The organism is Saccharopolyspora galaxeae (assembly GCF_016526145.1).
GTDB classification, from domain to species: Bacteria; Actinomycetota; Actinomycetes; order Mycobacteriales; family Pseudonocardiaceae; genus Saccharopolyspora_C; species Saccharopolyspora_C galaxeae.
This window is the reverse complement of record NZ_JADDUE010000016.1, coordinates 1-24,189: the sequence shown is the minus strand read 5'-3', so window position 1 is coordinate 24,189 and position 24,189 is coordinate 1. Positions and strand designations below refer to the sequence as shown.

Annotated in this window: 19 protein-coding genes; 14 read left to right on the top strand and 5 right to left on the bottom strand. The window is 69.7% G+C overall.

Annotation, left to right across the window (positions count from 1 at the left end):
* Nucleotides 1-22 precede the first annotated feature (22 nt).
* Nucleotides 23-1,378: a serine hydrolase domain-containing protein gene (locus INP57_RS26970; protein WP_200073171.1), complete on the top strand. Its 1,356-nt coding sequence runs from the start codon at nucleotides 23-25 to the stop codon at nucleotides 1,376-1,378.
* Between the two features lie 69 nt (nucleotides 1,379-1,447).
* Nucleotides 1,448-2,509, top strand: a complete 1,062-nt coding sequence (locus INP57_RS26965) for a 3-deoxy-7-phosphoheptulonate synthase (protein ID WP_200073170.1) — start codon at nucleotides 1,448-1,450, stop codon at nucleotides 2,507-2,509.
* A gap of 42 nt (nucleotides 2,510-2,551) precedes the next feature.
* On the opposite strand, the gene INP57_RS26960 is transcribed toward INP57_RS26965, so the two are convergent.
* The 3 genes from INP57_RS26960 to INP57_RS26950 all read right to left on the bottom strand — a co-directional run bounded on the left by INP57_RS26960 (nucleotide 2,552) and on the right by INP57_RS26950 (nucleotide 5,543).
* Entirely contained in the window at nucleotides 2,552-3,214 is a 663-nt protein-coding gene (locus tag INP57_RS26960) for a GTP-binding protein (RefSeq protein WP_200073169.1), read from the bottom strand.
* A complete protein-coding gene (locus tag INP57_RS26955) occupies nucleotides 3,211-3,642 on the bottom strand; it encodes a roadblock/LC7 domain-containing protein (protein WP_200073168.1) in 432 nt (143 codons plus the stop codon). The genes INP57_RS26960 and INP57_RS26955 overlap by 4 nt, the downstream gene beginning before the upstream one ends.
* Before the next feature lie 590 nt (nucleotides 3,643-4,232).
* Nucleotides 4,233-5,543, bottom strand: a complete 1,311-nt coding sequence (locus tag INP57_RS26950; RefSeq protein ID WP_307850308.1) for an alpha/beta hydrolase — start codon at nucleotides 5,541-5,543, stop codon at nucleotides 4,233-4,235.
* A 259-nt stretch (nucleotides 5,544-5,802) separates the two neighbouring features.
* Between INP57_RS26950 and INP57_RS26945 the strand changes: the two genes are divergently transcribed.
* The 11 genes from INP57_RS26945 to INP57_RS26895 all read left to right on the top strand — a co-directional run bounded on the left by INP57_RS26945 (nucleotide 5,803) and on the right by INP57_RS26895 (nucleotide 17,815).
* Nucleotides 5,803-7,071, top strand: a complete 1,269-nt coding sequence (locus INP57_RS26945) for an ATP-grasp domain-containing protein (RefSeq protein ID WP_200073166.1) — start codon at nucleotides 5,803-5,805, stop codon at nucleotides 7,069-7,071.
* The gene (locus tag INP57_RS26940) at nucleotides 7,068-7,889 is read left to right on the top strand and encodes a hypothetical protein (RefSeq protein ID WP_233628364.1); all 822 of its coding nucleotides are present in this window, start codon (nucleotides 7,068-7,070) and stop codon (nucleotides 7,887-7,889) included. Before INP57_RS26945 ends, INP57_RS26940 begins: the two co-directional genes overlap by 4 nt.
* Nucleotides 7,886-8,950, top strand: coding sequence for a PLP-dependent cysteine synthase family protein (locus INP57_RS26935; RefSeq protein ID WP_374220976.1), 1,065 nt, complete (start codon nucleotides 7,886-7,888; stop codon nucleotides 8,948-8,950). The genes INP57_RS26940 and INP57_RS26935 overlap by 4 nt, the downstream gene beginning before the upstream one ends.
* On the top strand, nucleotides 8,947-9,993 hold the full coding sequence (locus INP57_RS26930) for a dipeptide epimerase (RefSeq protein ID WP_233628363.1): 1,047 nt from the start codon (nucleotides 8,947-8,949) through the stop codon (nucleotides 9,991-9,993). The genes INP57_RS26935 and INP57_RS26930 overlap by 4 nt, the downstream gene beginning before the upstream one ends.
* Nucleotides 9,990-11,315: an MFS transporter gene (locus INP57_RS26925; RefSeq protein ID WP_200073165.1), complete on the top strand. Its 1,326-nt coding sequence runs from the start codon at nucleotides 9,990-9,992 to the stop codon at nucleotides 11,313-11,315. Before INP57_RS26930 ends, INP57_RS26925 begins: the two co-directional genes overlap by 4 nt.
* Nucleotides 11,291-12,076 (top strand): SAM-dependent methyltransferase, encoded by a 786-nt coding sequence (locus INP57_RS26920; protein ID WP_233628362.1) that lies wholly within the window; start codon nucleotides 11,291-11,293, stop codon nucleotides 12,074-12,076. Before INP57_RS26925 ends, INP57_RS26920 begins: the two co-directional genes overlap by 25 nt.
* A gap of 92 nt (nucleotides 12,077-12,168) precedes the next feature.
* A complete protein-coding gene (locus tag INP57_RS26915) occupies nucleotides 12,169-13,785 on the top strand; it encodes an ABC transporter substrate-binding protein (protein ID WP_200073164.1) in 1,617 nt (538 codons plus the stop codon).
* A complete protein-coding gene (locus tag INP57_RS26910) occupies nucleotides 13,773-14,729 on the top strand; it encodes an ABC transporter permease (RefSeq protein WP_307850307.1) in 957 nt (318 codons plus the stop codon). Before INP57_RS26915 ends, INP57_RS26910 begins: the two co-directional genes overlap by 13 nt.
* Nucleotides 14,726-15,517, top strand: coding sequence for an ABC transporter permease (locus tag INP57_RS26905; RefSeq protein WP_200073162.1), 792 nt, complete (start codon nucleotides 14,726-14,728; stop codon nucleotides 15,515-15,517). The genes INP57_RS26910 and INP57_RS26905 overlap by 4 nt, the downstream gene beginning before the upstream one ends.
* Nucleotides 15,514-17,085: an ABC transporter ATP-binding protein gene (locus INP57_RS26900; protein WP_307850305.1), complete on the top strand. Its 1,572-nt coding sequence runs from the start codon at nucleotides 15,514-15,516 to the stop codon at nucleotides 17,083-17,085. The genes INP57_RS26905 and INP57_RS26900 overlap by 4 nt, the downstream gene beginning before the upstream one ends.
* Before the next feature lie 388 nt (nucleotides 17,086-17,473).
* A complete protein-coding gene (locus tag INP57_RS26895) occupies nucleotides 17,474-17,815 on the top strand; it encodes a DUF8129 domain-containing protein (RefSeq protein WP_200073161.1) in 342 nt (113 codons plus the stop codon).
* A gap of 98 nt (nucleotides 17,816-17,913) precedes the next feature.
* Here INP57_RS26895 and car read toward each other — a convergent pair whose 3' ends face one another.
* Nucleotides 17,914-21,447, bottom strand: a complete 3,534-nt coding sequence (car, locus tag INP57_RS26890; RefSeq protein WP_200073160.1) for a carboxylic acid reductase — start codon at nucleotides 21,445-21,447, stop codon at nucleotides 17,914-17,916.
* Between the two features lie 339 nt (nucleotides 21,448-21,786).
* Here car and INP57_RS26885 point away from each other — a divergent pair, with 339 nt between their 5' ends.
* On the top strand, nucleotides 21,787-22,986 hold the full coding sequence (locus INP57_RS26885; protein ID WP_200073159.1) for a hypothetical protein: 1,200 nt from the start codon (nucleotides 21,787-21,789) through the stop codon (nucleotides 22,984-22,986).
* 565 nt (nucleotides 22,987-23,551) lie between these two features.
* Here the strand turns inward: INP57_RS26885 and INP57_RS26880 are convergent.
* Nucleotides 23,552-24,189 (bottom strand): tetratricopeptide repeat protein (locus tag INP57_RS26880; RefSeq protein WP_200073158.1); only part of this gene is annotated, 638 nt, incomplete at its 5' end.

The window sequence follows — 24,189 nt, the reverse complement described above, 5'->3', positions numbered from 1 at the left end:
GGCGACATGCAAGCATGGGCGGATGACCAGCTTGCTCCCCTCCACGCAACGCGCCCTGTTCCGGCGATTGGCCGTCGAGCAACGGCAGAACCGCATCCCGTCGCTGGTGGCCGGTCTCGTGCGGGACGGCGAAGTGCTCTGGTTCGGCGGCAGAGGCGCGGTCGAGGGCGCCGAGCCCACAGCGGACACCCAGTACCGCATCGGCTCGATCACCAAGACCTTCGTGGGCGTGCTGGTGCTGCGGCTGCGCGACGAGGGCAAGTTGCGCCTGACCGACACGCTCGACGAGCACCTGCCGGGCACCGCGGTCGGCGATCGCAGCATCGCGCGGCTGCTCACGCACACCACCGGCATGAGCGCGGAACCGCAAGGCCCGTGGTGGGAACGCACTCCCGGCGGTTCGCCGCAGGACCTGCTCGCCTCGATCGACGAGTCCGCGCTGCGTCCGCCGCCGCAGCACGGTTTCCACTACTCCAACACCGGCTTCGGCGTGCTCGGCGAGCTGGTCTCGCGGCTGCGCGGCAGGTCCTGGTTCGCGGCGGCGGAACAGGAGATCCTGCGTCCGCTCGGGATGGACCGGACCTCGTTCGGCCCGCAGGCGCCGCACGCCAAGGGTTTCGCGGTGCACCCGTGGGCGGACGTGCTGCTGCCGGAACCCGCCGAGGACCACGGCGCGATGTCCCCGGCAGGCCAGCTCTGGTCCACTGTGGACGACATGTTGCGCTGGGCGCGGTTCGTGGACGGGGACACCGGCGAGGTGCTGCACCCGGACACGGTGGCCGAGATGCGCGCACCCGGTGCCGTGGACGACGGGGACGTGTGGCGTGCGGGCTACGGGCTCGGTCTGCAGCTCGTGCGGGACAACGGGCGGCGGCTGGCCGGGCACACCGGTTCCATGCCGGGATTCCTCGCCACCGTGATGACCGATCCGGCGCAGTCGACCGGCGCGGTGTTCATGGCCAACAGCACTTCCGGCGTCTCCGGCGGGCTGATCACCGACTTGCTGAACATCCTGGACGAGCACGAACCGCGCATCCCGCAACCGTGGACACCGAGCGCGGTGAGCCCGGAACTGCTGGAACTCACCGGCCAGTGGTATTGGGGTCCGACGCCGTACGTGCTGCGCGTGCTGCCGGAGGGGCTGCTCGACCTCGTCCCGTGGCAGGGGCGCGGGCGCGCGTCCCGCTTCCGCCCCAACTCGGACGGAACGTGGACCGGGATGGACGGCTACTACTCCGGTGAGCTGCTGCGCATCGGACGCGATGCCGACGGCGTTCCGAGCCACCTGGACCTGAGCACGTTCATCTTCACCCGCACTCCTTACGACCCGGCCGCACCCGTTCCCGGCGGCGTGCAGGAGTGGCGTTCCGGCGAATGAGTCCCACCTGCGGCCGATCCGCGCCACCTCCTGATCAGGTTAGCCTGGCCTTCACTCGTGGAGGTGTGCATGGATCAGCCCAGGACCGTGACCGCGCCGGAGGAGCTTCGCGCCGAGTTGCCCGCGGACGCCGCTACGACCGCACGAGTCGGCCGATGGCGCGGGCGGATCGAGGACGTGCTCGCCGGGCGGGACGACCGGGTGCTCGCCGTGGTCGGCCCGTGCTCGGTGCACGACCTCACCGCCACCCGGCGGTACGCGGCTCGGTTGCGGGATCTGGCGGACGGGCTCAGCGGTGAACTGCTCGTGGTGCTGCGCAGCTTCTTCGAGAAACCGCGCAGCACGGTCGGTTGGACCGGCTTGTTCACCGACCCGGCGCTGGACGGCGGTTCGGACGTGGAGCGCGGGATGCGGTCGGCGCGCCGCCTGCTGCTGGACGTCGCCGAGCTGGGACTGCCTGCCGCGACCGAGTGGGTCAGCCCGTTCGCCCCCGCCTACCTGGCCGACCTGGTCGGCTACGGCACGATCGGCGCCCGCACCGTGGAAAGCCAGCCGCACCGGCAGCTCGCCGCGGCGCTGCCGATGCCGGTCGGCATGAAGAACGGCACCACGGGCTCGTTGCGGGCGGCCGTCGACGCGGTGGTCGCCGCTCGGCACCCGCACGGATTTCTCGGCATCGGCCCGCGCGGCAGCGTGGCCTGGACCAGCGCCACCGGGAATCCCGGCGCACACGTGGTGCTGCGCGGCGGCGTGAGCGGGCCGAACTACGACGCGATCTCGGTGCACCGCCTGCTGCGGCGGTTGCGGACGGCCGGATTGCCGGAGGCCGTGGTGATCGATGCGAGCCACGGCAACAGCGGCAAGGACCACGCTCGGCAGCCGGGCGTGGTCGGCGACATCGGTGCTCAGCTCGCGTCCGGGAACCGGGCGATCCGCGGCGTGATGGTGGAGAGCTTCCTGGTTCCGGGCAGGCAGGACGTCCTGCCCGGCCGCGCGCTCACCGAGGGGCAGAGCATCACCGACTCCTGCTTGGGCTGGGACGACACCGCGGAACTCCTGCGGCGGCTGGCCGCGGCCGTGCGGGCGCGGCGGCGGACCGGCGACCTCGTCGACTGGCTCGCGCTCGCCTGAACCGTGGAGGCGCAGCGGGCCGTGCGGCAGGGGAGCCGTTGCTCAGCCGGTGCGATCTGCCCAGCGGCGCATCGCGTAGCTGACCAACGTGATCAGCATCTTCTTGGCCGACTCCCGGCTGCGCGCGTCGCAGCGGATCACCGGAACGTCCTCGTCGAGAGCGGCCGCCTCGCGCACCGCCGCGACCTCGTGGTGCAGCACGTCGTCGAAGCCGTTCAGCCCGACCACGTACGGCAGGTCGCGCGATTCCAGGAAGTCGATCGCCGGGAACGAATCCGCCAGCCGCCGGGTGTCGGCGAGCACGATCGCGCCGATCGAGCCGCTGACCAGGTCGTCCCACATGAAGTAGAACCGGTTCTGGCCGGGGGTGCCGAACAGGTGCAGCTGCAGGTCGTCGTCCAGGCTCACCCGGCCGAAGTCCATGGCGACCGTGGTGGTTCGCTTCGCCGGGGTGTAGCCGACGTCGTCGATGAGCTTGCCGGACTCGCTCAGCTCGGCTTCGGTGTTGACCGCCCGGATGTCCGACACCGCGCGCACGAAGGTCGTCTTGCCGACGCCGAAGCCCCCGGCGATCAGGATCTTGACCGCGGTGGTGCCGCCGGAGTCCACCGGAACGCGGTGCGCGACCGGCGCGTCCGCGGCGGCCTCGAATCGGGAGTTCCCGAGCTGGGTGCCCTCGAGCTGGGGGCCGTCGACCTGCGTCATGCGCGCGGACCGGGGATCGGCTCGGCGTGTTCGGCGCGCAGCTGCGGGGTGAGCCGTTGCCCTGCGCGTTCGACCAGCATCGTCATCTCGTAGGCGACCAGTCCCATGTCGCAGCGCGGCGAGGCCAGCGCGGTCAGGCATGAGCCGTCGCCGATGCCCATCTGGATCAGCATCCCGTGCTCCATCTCCACGATGGTCTCGGTGACCTCGCCTGCCGCGAAGCACCTGGCGGCGCCCTGGGTGAGGCTCAGCAGCCCGGACGACACGGCGGCGAGCTGGTCGGCGCGGTCGTCCGGCAGCCGTTGCGACGCGGTCAGCAGCAGTCCGTCCGCGGAGACCACGACAGCGTGCGCGACGCCGGGTACGCGCTCGACGAAATCGCTGACCAGCCAATCGAATTGGGCAGAGCCGGATCGGTGATCGTTCATTGGACCGTCCTCATCTTCGCCCGTTTGCACAGACCGCAGCGCCTGCCGACCGCAACGGCCGAGCGGGCTTCGGGGGCGCGGTCGCGTCGGGGCGTTCGCCGCCGGATGGAGGTTTCCGGCTGGTCGGCGCTGCGGTTCGCGGTTCGAGGGTTCGCGGTTCGAGTTCGTTCGGGGTTCGGCAAATACGTGCTGCGGAGATCCTTGGCGCCGGAAACTTTATCGCACCGGTCGAACTCGTCCGGATCTTCGCGCGGACCCGGCTGACCTGCTCGTTCGTCCGGATCTCGGAAGATGTCGGTCGTTCGGCGGGGCATTTCCGGCCGAGGTGGGCACCGATAGTGCTGGGATTCCGGCCGATTTCGCGGGCGCTGCGTCACCCGTTCGTGTAAACGATTATGCAGCGTGATCGACCGCGCTGGTTCCCGGCGTTCTCCGCAGCGATCCGCCGCCTTTCCGGCAGAGCCCGTATTGCACTGCGGATTCCCGTTGCGCGCCGAGGCGCCGGAGGTTCCGGGGAAGACTCCGGCGCCGCGCTCGCGGTCGTCGCGAATTTCATCATTACGTGTGGCTCGGCTCGTCGCGGAACAACCTCACGGGAGTCCGGGGCCGGCGCAGCGCACGTCCCGTCCGGGCAGCTCCCCGGTCAGCAGGTACCGCGCGGCGGTCCCGTCCAAGCAGGCGCTGCGCTGGCTGGCGAACGCGCCGTGCGAGTAGCTCTCGTCCAGCACGGCGATCCGCGAACCGGGCAGCTCGTCGCGCATCCGCAGCGCACCGTCCAGCGGTGTCGTCGGATCGTGCTCGGCCTGGGTAAGCAGCACCGGCGGCATCGCCGGATGCCCGAAGCGCGGCGTTTCCCGCGGAGGCGCCCAGAAGGCGCAGGTGGTGGCTTCCAGGCCGGTCAGCACCGGCTGCGGATCGGCGGCGCGCAGCGCCCGCACCGAACCGATCACCTCGGCCGGTGTCGGCCGCCTGCTGTCGGCGCACTTGACCGTTCGCAGCGCGGCCTCGTAGTTGCGGTCGTCCTCCGCCGACAGCTGCGCGCCGTCACCTGTGCGCAGCAGGTGGGCGAGGGCTTCGGCGAACGGCTTCCACCGCTCGGTGCGCGAGAGCGCGCGGTAGACGGCGCGGTCGAACTCGTCGGCACCCAGCTCGCCCGCGGGCAGCCGATCGCGCGCCGCCAGGTAGTGCGCGCGCACCGCGTCCCGATCGGCGCCGAGGCCGAACTCGGGATGTGCCGCGATCCAGTCGAACAGCACGTCGCGCTGGCGGATCATGGCGAATCCCTGCCGCACGTCGAACCGGTGCCACTGGTCCGGCCCGACCACGCTGTCCAGCACCATGCGCCCGGTGCGCCGCGGGAACTCGGCCGCGTAGGCGGCGCCGAGATAGGTCCCGTAGGAGACGCCGAGGTAGTTCAGCTTCGGTTGGCCCAGCGCGTTCCGGATCCGGTCCATGTCGCGGGCGGTGTTCGCGGTGTTGATGTGCTCCAGCTCGGCTCCGGCACCGCGGGCGCAGTCGTCGGCGAGCCGGCGGAGCCCGTCGAGGTAGGCCCGCTCCTCCGCGGGCCCGGCAGGCACCGGATCGGGGCGCGGATGCTCGAACAGGCCACCGGCGGGGCCGCAGTCGACCGGCGCGCTGCGGCCAACTCCGCGCGGATCGAAACCGACGATGTCGTAGGCGCGGCGCACGGAATCGGGCAGTTGGGCGCGTTTGCTCTCCGCGTAGTCCAGGCCGGTGCCGCCTGGACCACCGGGGTTGACCAGCAGTGCGCCGCGGTGCTCGGACTCCGGGCCGGAAGCGCGGATGCGCGAGATCGCGATGGGGATCTGCGGCCCGTCCGGCCGCGCGTAATCCAGCGGAACCCGTACTTGTCCGCATTGGACTTCGGGGGAGTCGGTCACGTCCGGCGGGCAAGGTCCGAAGTGGACGGTCTCCGGTGTCGCCGTCGCTGGCGCGGCGGAGTCAGCTGGCCCGGGTCCTGCGGGTGGGGCCGCAGGTGCGGCCGAGCTGAGCAGCGGGATGAGCAGTGCGCCGGAGAGCGCACGAGCAGCAGTGATCACTACGGGTGACTCCATCGTTACCTGAATGGGGTTTGCGAAGCTCTATTGAACATGATTATCGTTACTGTCCGCTGCTGGCAATCGGGCGGATGGAGTCGAAGTGGGTCACCTGCTGATGGTGGAGAGCTGGGTCGGAGCGATGAGCACGCTGCTGCCCCGCGGCATACGGGAATCCGGGCACCACTTCAGCTTTCTGACCAGGGACGTGCACCACTACTTGCGCGCCTGGCAGCAACCCGGTGCGCACCCGCTGCTCGGTGCCCGCAACGTGCTCGGCAGCGAGACCAACGAACTGCCGGAACTGGTCGAGCACGTCGCGGGCCTGCAACCGGCGCTCGGCTTCGACGGCGTGCTGACCTCGTGCGACTACTACCTGGTCGCCGCCGCGCACATCGCCGAACGACTCGGCCTGCCCGGCTCCCCGCCGCAAGCGGTGGAAGCCGCCTGCAACAAGGACCGCACCCGGCTCGCGCTGCGCGAGGCCGGCGTGCCCGGACCGGCGTTCGCGCTCGCCGACAGCCCCTCCGGGCTGGTCGAAGCCGCGACCGCGCTCGGCTTCCCGCTGGTGGTCAAGCCGGTCGACCTGTGCGCGGGGATGTTCGTGCGCAAGGTCGCCGACGCCGACGAGTTGCGCGCGGCAGCGGGCGATCTGGCCGGTTTCCCGGTCAACGCGCGCGGTCAGCGCCGCAGCAGCACCGTGCTGCTGGAGGAACTGCTCACCGGCCCGGAAGTGAGCGTCGAAGCCGTCACCGCGCGCGGGCGCACCACCGTCGTCGGCGTGACCGACAAGAGCGTCGCCGGTTCGCCCTGGTTCGTCGAGACCGGGCACATGTTCCCCGCCGATCTGGACGCGGCCGTCGAGCGCGAGGTCACCGCGACCGCCGTCGCCGCGATCGAGGCGCTGGGCCTGGACAACACCGTCACGCACACCGAGATCAAGCTGACCCCGGACGGTCCGCGCGTGGTCGAGGTCAACCCGCGTCCGGCGGGCAACCAGATCACCGAGCTGATCCGCCGGGTCGCGGGCATCGACCTCCCGGCCGTGCACGCGCAGCTGGCCCTCGGGGAAGAGCCCGCGCTGCGCGAGGTCCGCACCGGTGCCGCGAGCGCTGCGATCTCCTTCCTGCTGCCGCCGCGGCCCGGGCCGGTGCACGAGATCCGGGGCGCCGAGCAGGTCGCCGATGCGACCGGTGTCGTGGACTTCGCGTGCAAGCAGCAAGGCCACGTCGCGGGCGCGGCGACCAGCAACAACAACTACCTCGGGCACGTCATGGTCACCGACCCGCTGCTCGGTGCCGCGCGCTCGCGCGCGGAAGCCGCCATCGCCGCGCTCGACGTCGTCTACGCCGAAGACCGGGTCGGGGCATGAGCCCGGAGCCGGGGTCGCTGGACGAGTTAGCAGCGGTCGTAGCGGACGGAGCGGCCGGGGACGCGATCGCGCACGCGGAGGTGAGCGTCGGTTTCCTGACCCAGCAAGGGGTCCGGCACGCCGGACGCGAGCGCGGCTACCGCAACCACGTGCTGAGCCTGCGGGTCGAGGACGCCGTCGGATCGTGCGCGGTGGAACCGGGTGCGCTCACCGACGAGCTGGTCGTCGACTGCGCCGGGGCGCCGGTGCGCGAATTGCTGCGGCACGACGAGATCGCGGTGCGGATCGCCGCGCTCGACGCCTACCTCATGTGGCGCCGCCCGCACCACGAGCACGCCGAGCAGGTCGTCGTGCAGCGCGGCACTTCGTTGCAGAAGTCCTTGCAGCGCGCGGAATCCGTCGTGTCGCTGCTGCCGCCGGGCGTGCGCCGGGTGCTGGTGATCGGAGTGGTCAACTCGCTGCTGCAACGGCTGCGCGAGCGCGGCATCGACTACCTCCCGTGCGACCGCAAAGGCGGCGAAACGGAGTGGGGCGAGCCGATCGGCACCGCCGCGATGTCCGAAGTGGACGGATGCGACGCGGTGCTTGCCTCCGGCATGGTCGCAGGCACCGGCACCTTCCCGCCGCTGCTCGAACATTGCCGCCGAACCGGCAAACCGCTCGCACTGTTCGCCCAGACCGGTAGCGCCGCCCTGCCGTGGTTCATCGGCTCCGGGGTCACCGCCGTGTCCGCCGAGCCGTACCCGTTCTTCTGGCTCGACGGCGGGCCCACCGCGATCTACCGGTACTCGACCGCACCGCAGGAGGACGTTCGTTGACCGAGCCGACCAACCCGGGTCTGCTGTCGCTGCTGCGGGGAACGCCGCTGGCGCACGTGCACACCCCGCTGCCGGACCAGCACCCGGGCTTCTGGGCGAAGCTGGAATGCCTCAGCGCGGGCGGGATGAAGGCGCGGGCGGCGGTGTCGATGCTGCGCGGAGCCCGGTCGCGCGGCGAACTCCGGCCCGGTGCGCCCGTCGTGGAGTCCACCAGCGGCACCCTCGGCGTCGGGCTGGCCTTCGCCGGGCAGGCGCTGGGACACCCGATCGTCCTGGTCGTGGACCGCGAGCTGGAAAGCAGCATGCGCTCGCTGCTGCGCGCGCACGGCGCCCGCGTGGAGGTGGTCGACCGGCCGCACCCGGTGGGCGGGTGGCAGCAAGCACGGCTGGAGCGGGTCCGCGAGCTGTGCGCGGAGCTGCCCGGTGCCTATTGGCCGGACCAGTACAACAACCCGGACAACCCGGCCGGATACCACGGACTCGCCGAGGAGATCGTGGCGGAACTGGGCGCCGCTGACGTGCTGGTGTGCAGCGTCGGTTCCGGCGGGCACAGCGCGGGCGCGGTTCGCACGCTGCGGCGGCATTGGCCGCGGCTGCGGCTGATCGGAGTGGACACGGTCGGCTCCACCATCTTCGGCCAGCCTGCGCGGCACCGGATCATGCGCGGGCTCGGCAGCAGCATCTTCCCGCGCAACGTGGCTTACGGCGAGTTCGACGAAGTGCACTGGGTCGGTCCCGGTGAGGCCGTCGACTCCTGCCGCAGGCTGGCCGCGCACTCGTTCGTCAGCGGCGGGTGGAGCACCGGGGCGGTCGCGCTGGTCGCGGCGTGGGCGGCCCGGCGCGAAGTGGGAACGCGGGTCGTCACGGTCTTTCCGGACGGGCCGCAGCGCTACCTGGACTCGATCTTCAACGACGACTTCTGCCGCGCGAACGGGCTGCTGGACCGGCCGATCGCGAATCGTCCGGTCGAGATCGCGCACCCGCAGGCGCTGGAAGTGCACGGGTGGGCGCGCTGCCGAGCGGTGCACGACCCGGCGTCGGCGGTGGAGGTGCCAGCATGAGAATCCGTTGGCACAGCGAGAAGTTGCAGCTGCGCGAACCGTTCCGGATCTCGCGCTCGGTGATGCATGAACGCGGTGCGGTGTGCGTCGAGCTCTCCGACGGCGAGCACGTCGGGCGCGGCGAAGCCGTCACCAGCGTCTACTACGACCTGGATGAAGCACGGATCATCGAGCAGCTCGCCGGGTTGCAGCCGGCGGTGCAACGCTGCGACGACCCGGCCGACTTCCTCGGCGAGCTGCCCGCGTGGTCGGCGCGGCTCGCCCCCGGCGTGCTGTCCGCTGTGGACGCTGCGCTGCACGAGCTGCTCGCGCTGCGCAACGGAATCGCGGTGCACGAGCTGCTCGGCGCGCCGCCGCCCGGGGACGTGCCCACCGCCTGCACCATCGGGATCGTGCCGGCCGAGCAGGCGGTGCGGACCGCGGTCGACCTCACCGAACAGGGCTTCCGCGTCCTCAAGCTCAAAATCGGTGCTGCTGCCGGGGAGCGCGGGGGAGACGACCTCAGCAGGCTCGCGGCGATCCGCGCCGCGGCACCGAACGCCCGGCTCCTGCTCGACCCGAACGGTGCGTGGGAACCCGAGCAGGCGCTGCGGTTCCTCGAAACCGCCGAGCAGTACGGCGTTTCCGCCGTGGAACAGCCCATCGCGCCCGGCGACAAGGAACGGCTCGGCTGGGTGGCGCAGCGCAGCCCGATCCCGGTGATCGCCGACGAGGACGCGGCGTCGCTGGCGGACGTGCGCGAACTCGGTTCGTCGGTGCACGGCGTGAACATCAAGCTCGCCAAATGCGGTGGCTTGCAGGCGGCGAGTGAACTCATCGCGACGGCGCGGGGCGCCGGTGTGGACGTGATGCTCGGCTGCCTGGTCGCGAGTTCGCTCGGCATCGCGCCCGCGGTGCACCTGGCTGGCCTGGCCGGCTGGGTCGATCTCGACGGGCATCTGCTGCTCGCCGAAGACCCGTGGGAGGGCATCGGCGGCACCGACGGCGTGCTGCGGCTCAGCGGCGAACCGGGGTTGGGCGTGCGCCCGAGGCGGACGTTATGAGCACGTGGCGGCTGATCCGCAGCTTTCCGCTGGCGGTGCAGGTGCTGCTGGTCAACCAGCTCGGCGTGAACACCGGCTTCTACCTGCTCATCCCTTACCTGTCCGGGTACCTCGGGCACGACCTGGGGATGTCCGCGGCGCTGGTCGGGGTGGTGCTGGGGGTGCGCAACCTGAGCCAGCAGGGGCTGTTCCTGCTCGGCGGCACCGCATCGGACCGGCTCGGCGCGCGCGGCGTGATCATCGCTGGTTGCGCGCTGCGCACGGTCGGGTTCGGGCTGTTCGCGCTCGGGACCTCGCTGCCCGTGCTGCTGTTCGCCTCCGTCCTCAGCGGACTTGCCGGGGCGTTGTTCAACCCGGCCGTGCGGGCATACCTCGCCGAAGAGGCGGGGGATCGGCGCGCCGAGGCGTTCTCCCTGTTCAACGTGTTCGCCAATACCGGCGCGCTGCTGGGGCCGTTGCTGGGCAGCGCGCTCGTCGTCGTCGGTTTCGCGACCTCGGCGGTCGTCGCGGCGGTGCTGTTCGCGCTGTTGACCATCGCGCAGCTCGCCGTGCTGCCGCCGCGAGCGATACCGCGGCGGTCCACGACGGTGCTGGCGGATTGGCGGGGAGTGCTCAGCGACCGCCGCTTCCTGGTGTTCACGCTCGCGCTGACCGGGATGTTCGCGTTGCAGAACCAGCTCTACCTGGTGCTGCCGATGGAGGCCGCCCGGCTCACCGGGTCCAGCGGCACCGTGGCCGCGGTGTTCCTCGTGTCCACAGTGGCCAGCCTTGCGCTGCAGGTGCGGATCACCCGGTGGTTCCAGCACAGGTGCAGCCGGGGCAACGCGATCGCCATCGGAATGGTGCTGATGGGCCAGGCCTTCGTGGCCACCGCTCTCGGAGCGGCGCTGGTCGCGCCGGCGGATTCCGCGAGCGGTGCCGCCGAGATGTTGCTGCGGTTGTCTCCGGTGCTGCTGGCGGCGCTGGTGCTCACCGGCGGGCTGATGCTGGCGCAGCCGTTCGTCAACGAACTCATCCCCGCATTCGGGCTCGGATCGTTGTCGGGCACGTATTTCGGGGTTTTCTACCTCGCTTCCGGGGTCACCGCCGCAGCGGGCAACGCGGCGATCGGATGGCTCAGCGATGCGGCTGGCGGTGCGTGGCCGTGGGCGCCGTCCGCGCTGTGCGCGCTGATCGGCCTGGTGTCCGGAATCGCCGTGTTCGCCCTGGAGCGCAACGGACTCGTCGGCCCTGCGACGTCCGGATCAGCCGAACCGACCGGATCAGCCGGACGACCCAAACCATCGGGAGACCCGAGTTGTCGCACGACGCCAACTTCCTGACCGACAACCCCGAGCTCTACGAGGCGCAGTTCCCCGACGCAGACCGGCTCGCGGCGCGTTTCGTGCTGGACATGCTCGGCCGGTTCGGCGGCGGCCGCGAACTGCTCGACGTGGGGTGTGGCACCGGGCGCGACGCGGCCTGCTGGACGCAGCACGGCTACGACGTCACCGGGCTGGACAACTCACCGCGCATGGTGGAGCACGCCGCAGCTCGGTGTCGCGAAGCCGGCTTCATCGTCGCGGACATGCGGGAGTTCGACCTCGGCGCGGTCTTCGACGTCGTCACCTGCCTCGACAGCGCTTTCCTGTACTGCCACAGCAATGCCGAATTGGACTCCTTCCTGGACCACTGCCGTAGGCATCTGCGTCCCGGCGGGCTGCTGGTCGCGGAAATGCGCAACGGAGCGTTTTTCCTTGGCAACACCGAACTTCTGGACGGCCCGCGCGAGCGCACCCTCAGCTGGGAAGGCGTGTCCTACCACTCCAGCACCCGGTTGTGGATCGACCACGCGGAACAGCTTCTGCGCCGCGAACGGATCTGGGACTGGCCCGGCAACCCGTGGCCGCTGACCCAGCGGTCGGCTTGGCGGCTGCTGTTCCCGCAGGAACTGCGGCACGTGCTGGAACACGCCGGTTTCGAGGTGCTCGCGCTGTTCGACGAGCCCGGCCCGCGCACCGAACCGGCTTGGCAGCCCGGTGCCGAACTCCGCGACGGCCTCGCCGGGGACCGGCTGCACCTCATCGCCCGCACCGTTCCGTGAAGCCGAGCCCTTCGCGGAGGCGGCGCGCGGCAGCACGGACCGCTCCCGCACCTGAACTCGTCCGACCTGACTGGGAATGGAGAACCGCGCCGATGAACGACCACAAGCCCGCCACGAGACCTGCCACGGCGACGCCGGAAGCCGCCGCGGACTCGGGACCGCTGGGCCGCGGCGGCTTGAGCCGGCGCGGCTTCTTCGGCCTGACAGCGGCCGCAGTGACGCTGGGTGCGGCCTCCGGGTGCACCGCCGGTGGTGCGGCGCAGGAGGCCGGACCACCGCGCCCCGGCGGGCGGTTGCGCGCGGTGTTCCCCGGCGGCGGTGCCGAAGAAGTGCTGGACCCGCACACCACCGACCTGTACGCGGAGGTCGCCCGCGCCAAGGCGCTGTTCGACAAGCTCGCCGAGTACGGGTCGGACATGTCGCCGCAACCCAGGCTTGCCGAGCGGTGGGAATCGAGCCCCGACCTGACGACCTGGCGGGTTCCGTTGCGGCAAGCGGTGTTCCACGACGGCAGGCCGGTGCGCGCAGCCGACGTGCTCTACAGCTACGCCCGCATCCTGCGGCCGGACAGCACCCGCCGGGCCAAGGCCAGCCTGTCGGTGATCGACCTGCCGAACAGCCGCGCGCTCGACGACCGCACCGTCGAATTCCGGCTGAAACGCCCGTACGCGGAGTTTCCGAACGCGATGGCGACGTTGGGCGCCTACATCGTTCCGGAAGGAGCGGAGGACTTCGCCGCCCCGATCGGCTCGGGACCGTTCCGGTTCACCTCCTTCGAGCCGGGGCGCAGCTTCCGCGCCGCCCGCAACCCGGACTACTGGGACGGCGCCCCGCACTTGGACGAGCTGGAGATCCTGATCAGCAACGACGAGGCGGCGCGGGTCAACGCGCTGCTGGGCGGCCAAGCCGACTACGCCCACGACCTCACCGCCACCACCGCGCGCAGCCATGAAGCGACCGGGCAGGTACGGATCCACCGGCTGCCGCTGAGCAACTTCCACGCCCTGGCGATGAAGGTCGACCGCCCGCCGTTCGACCGGCCCGAGGTCCGGCAGGCGTTGTGCCACCTCGTCGATCGCGAAGAGATGGTGCGCTCGGTGCTGCAAGGCAGCGGCCAGGTCGCCAACGACCTCTACGGCAAGGGTTACAAGTACTACGCGGACACCCTCCCGCAACGCGTCCAGGACCCCGACCGCGCGAAGTCCTTGCTGCGCAAGGCGGGAGCGGAAAACCTCACCCTGCAACTGCTCACCTCCGATGTGGCACCCGGCCTCCGCGAGGCGGCGCTGGCCTTCGCCGACCAGGCCAAGAAGGCCGGGATCACGGTCAACGTCACGTTGGGCAACAAGGACACCTACTGGTCGGACATCGCCGACAACGGCGCGCTGGTCAGCTACCGCTCGGGCGCCATGCCGATCGAGTCGCACATCTCGCAGCGCTTGTTGTCCGGCTCCACCACGAACAACACCAAGTGGCGGCGACCGGAGTTCGACGCGCTGTACCAGCAGGCGCAGTCCACTTCGGACGAGTCGCACCGCGCCGAGCTCTACGGGGCGATGCAGCGGCAGCTCTTCGAGGAAGGCGGATTCTGCTGGTGGGGCGTGTCGGACTGGATCGTGGCCACCGCCGGTCGCGTCGGCGGCGTCGATGACGGCGCGCCGGCGAACACGCTGGACTGGGCTCGTTTCGACAGGGTGTGGCTGGGTTGACGGTTCCGCGCTACATCGCCCGCCGGGTCCTCGTCGGGATCGTGCAGGTCCTCCTCGTCATGGTGCTGGTGTTCTTCTTGGCCGAGGCGTTGCCGGGCGACGCGGCGGTCACCCTCGCCGGGGACAATCCGGACCCGGGCATCATCGCGCTGCTCCGTGCGCAACTGGGGCTCGATCGTCCGGCGTCGGTCCGGCTCGGTGACTGGCTTTCCTCGGCGCTGCAAGGAGACTTCGGCCATTCGCTGGCCGGTCCCCGCGCTGTCGTGGACATCATCGGTCCCGCCGTCGGGCCGACCCTGCTGTTGGCGGGGAGCACGCTCGCCTTGATCGTGCCGTTGTCGCTCGGCCTGGGCGTGCTGGCCGCCAATCGCGAGGGAGGGGTGGCCGACCGCGCCATCACCACCACGACGCTGGGCTTCTACTCGGTGCCCGAATTCGCCATGGGGATCCTGCTGGTCACCGTGTTCGCGGTGCAGCTCCGTTGGTTGCCGCCCACCGCGGTCGGCAGCACGGACCTGTTGAGCCGTCCCGGCGTGCTCGTCCTACCGGTGCTGGTGTTGCTGCTGCGTCCGATCTGTTCGCTGAGCAGGCTCGTACGGGCCGGCATGGTGGAAGCGGTGCACTCCGGTTACGTCCGGCAGGCGCGCCGCGCCGGGCTCTCCCCGGTTCGGGTGCAGCTCGCGCACGCGCTGCCGAATGCCGTGGTTCCCGCGGTGCAGCAGTTGGCCAGGACGACCGACTGGTTGATCGGTGGCGTCGTCGTGGTGGAGGCCATCTTCGTGATCCCGGGGCTCGGCACCACGTTGATCGATGCCGTCTCGGCACGCGATCTGCCGGTGATCCAGGGTCTCGCCGTGCTGTTCGCGACGGTGACGGTGTTTGTGAACCTGCTGGCCGACATCGTCGCCCGCCTCCTCGCCCCGGCTGCGGAGGTGAGCCGATGAGACGTCTGTTGCTCCCCGGCCTGCTCATCGCGATTCCGGTGCTGCTGGCCCTGTTCGGGCCGCTGTTCGCCACGGACTCCACGGCCAAGGACGTCGCGTTCAGCAGCGGCCCGGGCCATCCGTTCGGCACGGATTTCGTGGGCCGCGATGTCTGGGACGAGGTCCTGCTCGGCGGCCGGTCGGTGGTACTGGTCGCGGTGGCAGCCACCGCCTGCACGTACCTGGTGGCGGTTCCGTTCGGCGTGCTGGCCGGCATGACCCGGAACCGGCTGGTCGATGAGGTCCTGATGCGTCCTTGGGACGTCGTGCTGGCGATCCCGTCCATGCTGCTGCTCCTTCTGCTGGCGTCAACGGCGCCGAACGTGCTGTGGGTGCTGGTGGTGATCGTCACCGTGATCAACCTTCCGGACGTCATCCGGATCTCACGCGCCTCGGCGCTTTCGCTGTCCGCGCGTCCGGCGGTCGAAGCGATGCGCTTGCAGGGCGAAAGCCGCCTGCGCATCGGACTGGGCTACGTGGCGAGAGCGATGCTGCGTACCCTCGCGGCGGACTTGGGGACCCGGTTCACCGGGGCGATCTACCTGGTCGCCTCGGCCAGCTTCCTCGGGGTGGGAGTCTCGCCGCAGGCCAGCGATTGGGCCGCGATGGTGGACCGCAATCGCACCGGGCTGTTCCTGCAGCCGTGGGCGGTGGTCCTGCCCGCCCTGCTCATCGTGGCATTGTCGGTGGGCGTGAACCTGACCTTCGACCAGTGGCTGCGGAAACGGGAACGCGGGGTGCGCAAGTGAACGTCGTCGAGACCGACGAACTGGACATCTCGCTCGGAGAGCAGCGATTGATCGCGGGGATGTCGTTCGCGTTGCCCGCCGGCGAGGTGACCGCGCTGGTCGGGGAGTCCGGAAGCGGCAAGACCACTGCCGGGCTCGCCTTGCTCGGCGAGCATCCGCCGGGAGCTCGCGTCGCGGGCAGGATCGAAGTGGCCGGCCGAACCGTCGAACCGGGCAAACCACCGGATCCAGGCGCGGTCGGCTACATCCCGCAGCATCCGTCCGCGGCCCTCAACGCGGTGCGGCGGGTCGGGTCCGTGCTGCGCGAGATCGCGCGTCGGCATCTCGGCGAGGTGCCACGCGCCGAGCGCAAAAGCTTGGTGCGCGACAAGGTCCGTGATGCGTTGCGAAAGGCGCAGCTGCCCGAAGGCGAAACGCTGCTGAACCGCTACCCGCACCAGCTTTCCGGCGGTCAGCAGCAGCGCATCGTGCTCGCCCAGGCGCTGGTCTGCGATCCGCGCGTGGTGGTGGCCGACGAGCCGACCACCGGTCAGGACGCGCTCACCCGCGCGCAGATCGTCGACGAGTTGCGCGGGTTGACCCACCAAGGCATCGCGGTGCTGCTGCTGACCCACGACCTCGACGTCGTACGCGGACTCGCGCATCGCGTCCTGGTCCTGCGCGCCGGCTCCGTCGTGGAATCCGGCCCTGCCCGGGACGTGCTCGCATCTCCGCAGCAGGAGTACACGCGGCTGCTGGTCGAGTCCCAGCCCGATTCGCGCGTTCCAGTCCAGGCCGAACCGGCGGACGATGCAGCACCGGTACTCGCGGTGCGCGAGTTGTCCGCCGTGCACCGCGCGCGAGGGAAGACCGTTGAGGCGCTGCACGAGGTGTCGGTCGATGTCCGGCCCGGTGAGCGGGTGGCGGTCGTCGGCCGCTCCGGTAGCGGTAAGACCACGCTGGCCCGCTGCCTCGCCGGCCTGCACCCGCACCGCGGTGGCGAAGTCCGGTTGGACGGCGAATTGCTGGCTGCACGGCTGCGCCGGCGGACCCGTCGGCAGCTGGCCGGTATCCAGTACGTGTTCCAGGACGCGCGAGCCTCGTTCAACGAGTTCGTACCGATCATCGACCAGGTCGCACGCACCGCGGAACGGTTGCAGGGCACCGACCGGGCTCGGGCTGGGGCGGAGGCCGCCGGGTGGCTGCGGCGAGTGGGACTGGACGACGCGATCACCACCCGGCATCCCGAGTCGCTGTCCGGCGGTGAGTTGCAGCGCGCCGCGCTGGTGCGCGCCCTGCTGGCCGAGCCCCGGTTGCTGATCTGCGACGAGATCACCTCCGGGCTGGACACGGTGACCCAGGCGGACATCCTCGCCCTGCTGCGCGAGCTGCAGGACGATGCGCGGTGCGCGCTGATGATCATCACGCACGACCTGGGTGTCGTCACGGACCTCGCGGAGCGGGTGCTCATCGTCGAGGACGGGCGGATCGTCGAGCAGGGCAGCACGGCGGAAGTGCTGCGCTCGCCGCAGCACTCGTTGACGGCTGCGCTGGTCGAAGCGGCGGCGAACCAGGTCGCCTCGGCCTAGCGATAGGAGCGCGGCAATCAGCCTGGGCACCCTCGGGCGGTGCGTCATCAAGAGCGTCATGAGCCGGGGTAGCTGCCGTGGGAGGAGCATGTCGTCGAACATGCATTCAATGCTTCCTGCTCGAACGCGCGTTCGTCATCACCGATAGGGGTGGAGGCGGTCCGCTCGATCGGGAAGCGCCACAAGTGAATCTATAACTCTGAGTGACAAACTGTTGCTTTCAGTAATGTCGGCGATGTCGCCCGGCGCACCCCGCGACCCGCCGCCGAAGCGCCGTTTCCGTTGCCTCGCCGGGAAAACCGGTCGATCGAGCCGTGGTCTGAGGACGCATCGCCGCGTCGAATAGTGGGTAGCCGAGGCACGCGAGGCCGAAAGGAGGGATGTCGCCGTGGCTGAGCAGCATCCGCCGATCGCCGGCTATGACGAACTTCCGCTGGGTGCGCTGCAGCACCGGGTCCGCTCGCTGACCGAGGCCGAGCTCCGCGCGCTGCTGGATTACGAACGCGATCACGCCGACCGTGCCCCGGTCGTCGATCTGCTGGTGCGCAGGCTCGGGGAGCTCGAAGCGGGCGCCGAACCGTCACCGGGACCGGAAGCGACACCGGCCGACACGCCGCACCACTCGCGCGCGGGTTCGCCCGTGCCGCCCAGCGGACCGGCCGGAACCGGCCAGCCCACCGGACACGGCACCCGCGGTTCCACCGGCAAAGGCGCCGAGCACAGCGAATGACCCGCGTCGTGCGGTGAAGCGACCAGACGCGGTTCGTCGAGGGCGGCCGACCACAGGACCGGACGAGCCGGCCACCGGTACGGGCCGCCCTCGACCGCTCACAGCAGACCGAGCTGTTGCAGGTCGGTCACGTACTTGCCGATGAGCGAAGCCGACAGGTGCGGGATGTCCTCGTCCGCACCGATACCGGCCGCGCGCACCGCCTCGTGGAACCGTTCGGCGGGAATCCCGGAGCCCGGCACCGGCTCGTCCGGCTGCTGGAAGGCGTGCAGCAAGGGCAGCAACGAATGCTGCCGCTGCGTTTCCGGCATCGCCCGAACAGCGGTCTCGAACCGGCCGATCCAGTCGTCGAAGTCGTCGATCCGCTGGATCGAGTGCCCCGCCTCGTTCAACCAGTCCACGAACACGTCCAGCGAGATGCCGTCATCGTGCGGATTCAGCACGTTGAACGTCTGGTACCCCGCCGTGTTCCGCGCGCCCAGTTCGGTGATCGCTTCGGCGGTGAAGTCCGCGGGCAATCCGTCGTAGTGCGCCCGCGGCCGCGCACCGTCCGCGCCGGTCCGGTAGAAGGAACGCGGTGCGATGCCCGTCGCGACGAGGCTCAGCAGCAGCCGGGTGAACATGTCGGGCACGTTCAACTGCCCCGTGTAGCGGCTGTGCGCGAGGATCATGTCGGAACGGAAGACCGCGGCAGGCAAGCCGAACTGCGCGTGCGCTTCCCGCAGGAGCACCTCACCGGCCCACTTGCTCGTCGCGTAGCCGTTCGCGTAGGTCTCGTCGAGTTCGCGGACGGGGCTGGTGACCCGGATGTCGGCGTCCTCGTCGAGCGCGGACGGGTCCACTCCGGCGGCCACACCGACCGTCGACAGGTAGGTGATCGGCTTGATCCGCGTGGTCAGCGCCATCCGGATCAACTCGGCCGTGCCCACGACGTTGGGACCGAACAGCTGGCCGTACGGCAGCACGTGGTTGACCAGCGCGGCCGGGTGCACGATCAGGTCGACGTCGGTTGCCAGCCGGTTCCAGGTGGGTTCGTCGAGACCGAGGTCCGGCTCACCGATGTCCCCGGCGAGCACTTCGAGGTGGTCGGCCGCCAGCGCCCGGTAGTGCCGCAGGAGTTCCGGATCACCGCTGTCGAACGCCTCGTCCAGCCGCTTCCGCGCCGCCGCGGAGTCCGCACCGCGGACGATGCAGATGAGCTTTCCGCCGCGTTCGCCGAGCCGTTCCAGCCAGTCCAGGCACAGGAACCGGCCGAGGTAGCCGTTCGCGCCCGTCAGCAGCACGGTTTGCGGGGCCGTGTCATCCGGCTGGGGGAGGGTTTCGGCGGTGTCCAGCGTCTGCGCCGCGATGAACTTGTCGAGCGCGAGGTCGCCGGCGCGCACCTGCGTGCTTTCCCGGCCGTGCACTGTCGCGAAGGTGGGCCGTTTCGCTCCCGAGGACCGCTCACCCTCGATGTGCCGTGCGATCCCACGCAGGTCGTTGGCCGGGCTGATGACGACACCGACCGGAACTTCGACGTCGAAGATCTCCTGCAAGAGCTTGGAGAACGACAACGCGGACAGCGAGTCACCGCCGAGGTCGGTGAAGTGCGCCTCCGGACCCACGTCGCTGCCTGCGCACCCGAGCAGCGCCTGGGCGGCTCGGCTGACCGTTTCCAGCACCGGTTTGTCCCGTCCGGTGCGGCGCAGCGTGCGCAGCTCGCTGGCCTGCCCTTCGGCGAGTTGCGCGTACAACTGCTCGAGCTGCTCGCCGTACCGATCGGTGAGCTTGGGCCGCAGCAGTTTGCGCGCGTCCGAGAGCAACCCGTTCTCGTTGGTGAACGGCTCGGTTTCGATCAGGAAGTCGCGCGGGATCTCGTAGGAGTTCAGCTCGGCCTCGTTCGCGACCTGCTGCAGCGATTCGCCGATCCGCGCCTTGAGCGCCTCGGTGTTCCCGTTGCGCTCGAGTGCGTCATCGGTGGGCACGATCACCGCGAGCAGGTACGCGCGGACGCTGCTGCCGTAGACGAAGATCTGCTTGACCAGCGGGCTGGTGGCGAACACCGACTCCAGGTGGGAGACCGCGACGAATTCGCCTTGCGAAAGTTTCAGCACGTTCTTCCGGCGGTCGACGTAGGCCAGCCGATCCGGGCCGATTTCGGCCATGATGTCGCCGGTCTTGTAGAAGCCGTCCGCGTCGAATACCTCGGCGGTGACCTCCGGCCTGTTGAAGTAGCCCGGGAACAGCGAATCGGCCTTGAGCAGCAGCTCGCCGCGCGGATGCGGGGAGTCCGTGCGGAAATAGCCGAGTTCGGGGACGTCCACCAGCTTGTACTCGGTCACCGGCGGCCGCTGCACGTGCGTGTTGATCAGCACGCCGCCGGCCTCGGTAGAGCCGTAACCGTCGTTCAGCGGCAGGCCCAGGCAGGATTCCACGAAGTCGTGCATTCCGGTGGAAATGGGCGCGCTGCCGCACATGGCGTGCACGACCCGGCCACCGAGGAAGTTCTCCCGCAGATCCTGCTTCACCGCCGCGTCCAGTTCTTCCTGGTCGCCGAAGTCGGCGGCGCGCCGGTCGAGTTCGCTCTGGTACTGCTGGAACAGCATGTCGCAGATCCGCGGGACCAGCATCAGTTCCGTGGGCCCGCTCAGCGCGATGTCTTCGAAGAAGGTGGACAGATCGCTTTTCGCGGTGAAGTACGTGGTGCCGCCGTGCGCGAGCGAGCTGACCAGGGAAGCGCGACCCGCCAGGTGGCTCATCGGCAGGTAGCTGATGGTGATCGACGGAACGTTGCTCACCTTGGGCAGGAATCCGGCCCACACCCGGCGGACCAGCCATTCCGGGTACATGGCGCCCTTGGGCGTGCCGGTGCTTCCCGAGGTGTAGATGAGCAGCGACAGCGAGTCTTCCGATTCGGCGACGAACGGTGCCGGAGTCGGGATTTCCGCGCCCCGCTCGAGCACCGTGCCGAGCGCTTCGGCGGCGATGCCGGATTCGGCCAGCCGGCGTGCGCCCGCCTCGAACTTCTCGCGTTCTTCGTCGACTTCGGGGTGGTGGTCGAACACGATCACCCGCGGCTGCAACTCGCTGGAGATCGCCAATTCGACGGCCTTGTCGAGCAGTTCGACGCTCGTGGCGATGACCCGCGGCCCGGTTTCCTGCACGATCGGCTGCAGCTGGCTCACCGGTGCGCTGGACTGCAGCGGGACGGAAACGGCGCCCGAATGCACGCAGGCGAGGTCCAGCGTCGCGTAGTCGGTGCTGGTGAAACCGAGCAGGCAGACGAAGTCGCCGGCACGCAGCGAACCGTGCTGCCATTCGGCGGAAATCGCTTGCACCCGCGACCACAGTTCGCGGTATGTGATGGTCTCGAACTCCGGGAGCAGCCGGTACGCGGAACGCCCGGTGTCCGGATCCTTGGTCAGTTCCTTCGCGCGTTCGCCGAGGGCCGGCCGATCCGCATAACCTTCCATGATCGTGGCGACGGTTCGCGCCAAGCCGATTCCTGGTTGTTGCAGCGTGGTGTGCACCGATTCGAGCGGCTTGGCGTCCAAGATGCGCGGATCTTTCGCGGCTACCTCGTCCAGACGCTGTTCCGTTTGCGCTTTGACCGATTTGTCGTCGATATCGTTCTCGGGGCGAGAACCACCCATTGCAACGATCTCCCAATGCTCGCGACTGATTGCGCCGGGTTCTTCGCCGAACCCCTGCACACGCCAAGTGATTAGCTCAGCTAAAGATATCATTGGCACGATGCAACCATCAGTACGCGAACGTTGTGGGTTACCTCTCAGAGGCCGAGCGAACGGCATCCGACGCGTGGTGAGCCGCAGCGCGTAGAACCGCGATACGGGGTTTGCGCACGCGATCCGTCGCCGATAGCGGCCGTCCGGGACGGTGTGCGGAGGCTGAGCGACACACCTCGGTGTGACGTAAGAAATGCTTCGGCGAGCCTCCGCAGGCCGGTGGCCGCGATGTTTACGGTTCGCACCATGTCGATCACCACGCGTCAACGGGTGTTCTTCCACCTGGGATCGCCGAAGACGGGCACCACCTATTTGCAGGAGGTCCTGTGGCGCAACCGGGAACCGTTGCGCCGCGCCGGTCTGCTCTACCCGGGCGACCGTCCGGAAGCGCACTTCCAGGCCGCGATGGATCTGCAGGGCACGCAGTTCCAGGCCGACTGGGAGGACGCGGACGTGCCGTCGGCGTGGCGCAAGCTCGTCGAGCAAGCGCGGCAGTTCTCCGGCGACGTGGTGCTGTCCCACGAGCTGTTCTGCACCGCTGCTCCCGAGGACGTCGAGCGGGCCATGTCGGACCTCGCGTTCGCCGAGGTGCACGTGGTGTGCACCGCCCGCGACCTGGCGCGCCAGCTACCCGCTGTCTGGCAGGAGGACGTCAAGAACCGGCACGTGGTGAGCTTTTCCGATTTCAGCGCCGGTGTCCGCGGCGAGGCGGGGCGATCGCACTGGCTCAGCGAACTGTTCTGGCAGCGCCAGGATCTCCCCGCGATCCTCCGCAAGTGGGCGGTCGGGCTTCCGCCGGAGCGCGTGCACGTTGTGACCGTTCCGCGGCCGGATGAGGGGCCGAGCCGGCTGTGGGAACGTTTCGCCGGTCTGATCGGGGTAGACCCCGGTTCGTTCGACGCGCAGGTGGGTTCGCCGAACAAGTCGCTCGGCGTCGCCGAAACCGCGTTGCTGTCGCGTCTGAACGAGACGCTCGCGGATCGGCTGGACTGGCCGGGCTACGACAGCGTCGTCAAGTACCAGCTCGCGACCGAGATTTTCGGTGCGCGTGCGTCGCGCAGGCGCATCGCGCTGCCTGCCGAAGACCGACCTTGGGTGCAGGACCGAGCGAAGCAGCTGGTGAGCGAGCTCAGCACCGCCGCCTACGACGTGGTCGGCGACCTCGACGAGTTGCTCCCCGCGACGTCGAGGCATTCGGGAGCGCAGGACCATCCGGACGACGTCGAGGACCGGGAAGTGCTCGAAACCGCCATCGAGGCGCTCGGGGCCGTCCTCGAACGACACGCAGAGCTGGAACGAGACACCGCCGCACAAGCGTCGTCCACGCGAAAGCAGCGGCTGCGCGGTCTCTGCGCTCGAAATGTGCTGTTGCGCAAGCTCTACCGGTGCGCACGTGCCCTGATTGCGCCCGCGCGGTCTTCGCGCTGGGCTCCGCGAGGTGGCTGACGGACACATTCGGCACCGACGCAGCCGGAGCGAGGAGTTTGGCTCGAGGCTTCCCGGCCCCACCCGAGCAGCGGGGAAACTAGGCGGACCTTGTCCGCGCATTGTCCGTAGATACTTGACCGAGAGCGGTCGGAAGAGGCAACCGACGGCAGAACGCCAAACCCATCCACTGGGACGTCATCCCAGTTCAGGATGCGTGTCGGCTGGCTAATGCGGGCGCCCTCGGCAGGACTCGAACCTGCGACACCTGCCTCCGGAGGGCGTTCCAGCCGCAGTGTCTACCAGCGGCGCAGCTGACCACCTGCGCGACAACCAGCCGCGAGGCATAGATCAGTTGCCATCGTCTTCAGTCGTCTGCGGGCCGCATGTGCCCCGGTTGTGCCCCGGCGCTGGCGTGCTCGGCACGGGATGGATTAGCTCGCCGAACCCAGAACCCAGAACCCACGGATTAGGTGGCCGCGTTTGCCGTCGTTGCGGATCACTTGCCGCCATGCTATTTGACCTGCTCGTGCGGAGACAGACCACCGACGCACAGTGGCAGCTTGTGTATGAGCCCTAGCAATGGTCATCCCCCCGCCTTACCCGACCAGTAGGCGAGGTGGCTGCGGGTGTTCAGGGTGTGGGTGTGGTCGGCACCCAGCACCCGTACCTGATCGTCAAGTAGTTCCTCGAACGCGGCCACGGCACCGGCAGCATCACCCGCCTTACCCCGCCGGTAGGCGAGGTGGCTGCGGGTGACCAGGGTGTGGATATGGTCGGGCCCCAGCACCCGTACCCGATCGGTCAGTAGTTCCTCGAACGCAGCTACCGCGCCAGCGGCATCACCCGCCTCGCCCCGAAGGCCGGCGAGGCAGTGGCGAGTAGACAAGGTGTCGGGGTGGTCGGCACCCAATACCCGTACCTGATCGTCAAGTAGTTCCTCGAACGCAGCTACCGCGCCAGCGGCATCACCCGCCTCGCCCCGAAGGCCGGCGAGGCAGTGGCGAGTAGTCAGGGTGTGGGTGTGGTCGGCACCCAATACCCGTACCTGATCGTCAAGTAGTTCCTCGAACGCAGCTACCGCGCCAGCGGCATCACCCGCCTCGCCTCGAAGGTCGGCGAGGTTGTGGCGAGTAGTCAGGGTGTGGGTGTGGTCGGGCCCCAGCACCCGTACCCGATCGGTCAGTAGTTCCTCGAACGCGGCCACGGCACCGGCAGCATCAC

What these genes read in the sequence shown, in the direction of transcription:
- car (WP_200073160.1), bottom strand. Translation starts at nt 21,447, where the DNA reads ATGGGTGGTTCTCGCCCCGAGAACGATATCGACGACAAATCGGTCAAA.
- INP57_RS26960 (WP_200073169.1), bottom strand. Translation starts at nt 3,214, where the DNA reads ATGACGCAGGTCGACGGCCCCCAGCTCGAGGGCACCCAGCTCGGGAAC.
- INP57_RS26965 (WP_200073170.1), top strand. Translation starts at nt 1,448, where the DNA reads ATGGATCAGCCCAGGACCGTGACCGCGCCGGAGGAGCTTCGCGCCGAG.
- INP57_RS26905 (WP_200073162.1), top strand. Translation starts at nt 14,726, where the DNA reads ATGAGACGTCTGTTGCTCCCCGGCCTGCTCATCGCGATTCCGGTGCTG.
- INP57_RS26915 (WP_200073164.1), top strand. Translation starts at nt 12,169, where the DNA reads ATGAACGACCACAAGCCCGCCACGAGACCTGCCACGGCGACGCCGGAA.
- INP57_RS26970 (WP_200073171.1), top strand. Translation starts at nt 23, where the DNA reads ATGACCAGCTTGCTCCCCTCCACGCAACGCGCCCTGTTCCGGCGATTG.
- INP57_RS26940 (WP_233628364.1), top strand. Translation starts at nt 7,068, where the DNA reads ATGAGCCCGGAGCCGGGGTCGCTGGACGAGTTAGCAGCGGTCGTAGCG.
- INP57_RS26925 (WP_200073165.1), top strand. Translation starts at nt 9,990, where the DNA reads ATGAGCACGTGGCGGCTGATCCGCAGCTTTCCGCTGGCGGTGCAGGTG.
- INP57_RS26955 (WP_200073168.1), bottom strand. Translation starts at nt 3,642, where the DNA reads ATGAACGATCACCGATCCGGCTCTGCCCAATTCGATTGGCTGGTCAGC.
- INP57_RS26885 (WP_200073159.1), top strand. Translation starts at nt 21,787, where the DNA reads ATGTCGATCACCACGCGTCAACGGGTGTTCTTCCACCTGGGATCGCCG.
- INP57_RS26930 (WP_233628363.1), top strand. Translation starts at nt 8,947, where the DNA reads ATGAGAATCCGTTGGCACAGCGAGAAGTTGCAGCTGCGCGAACCGTTC.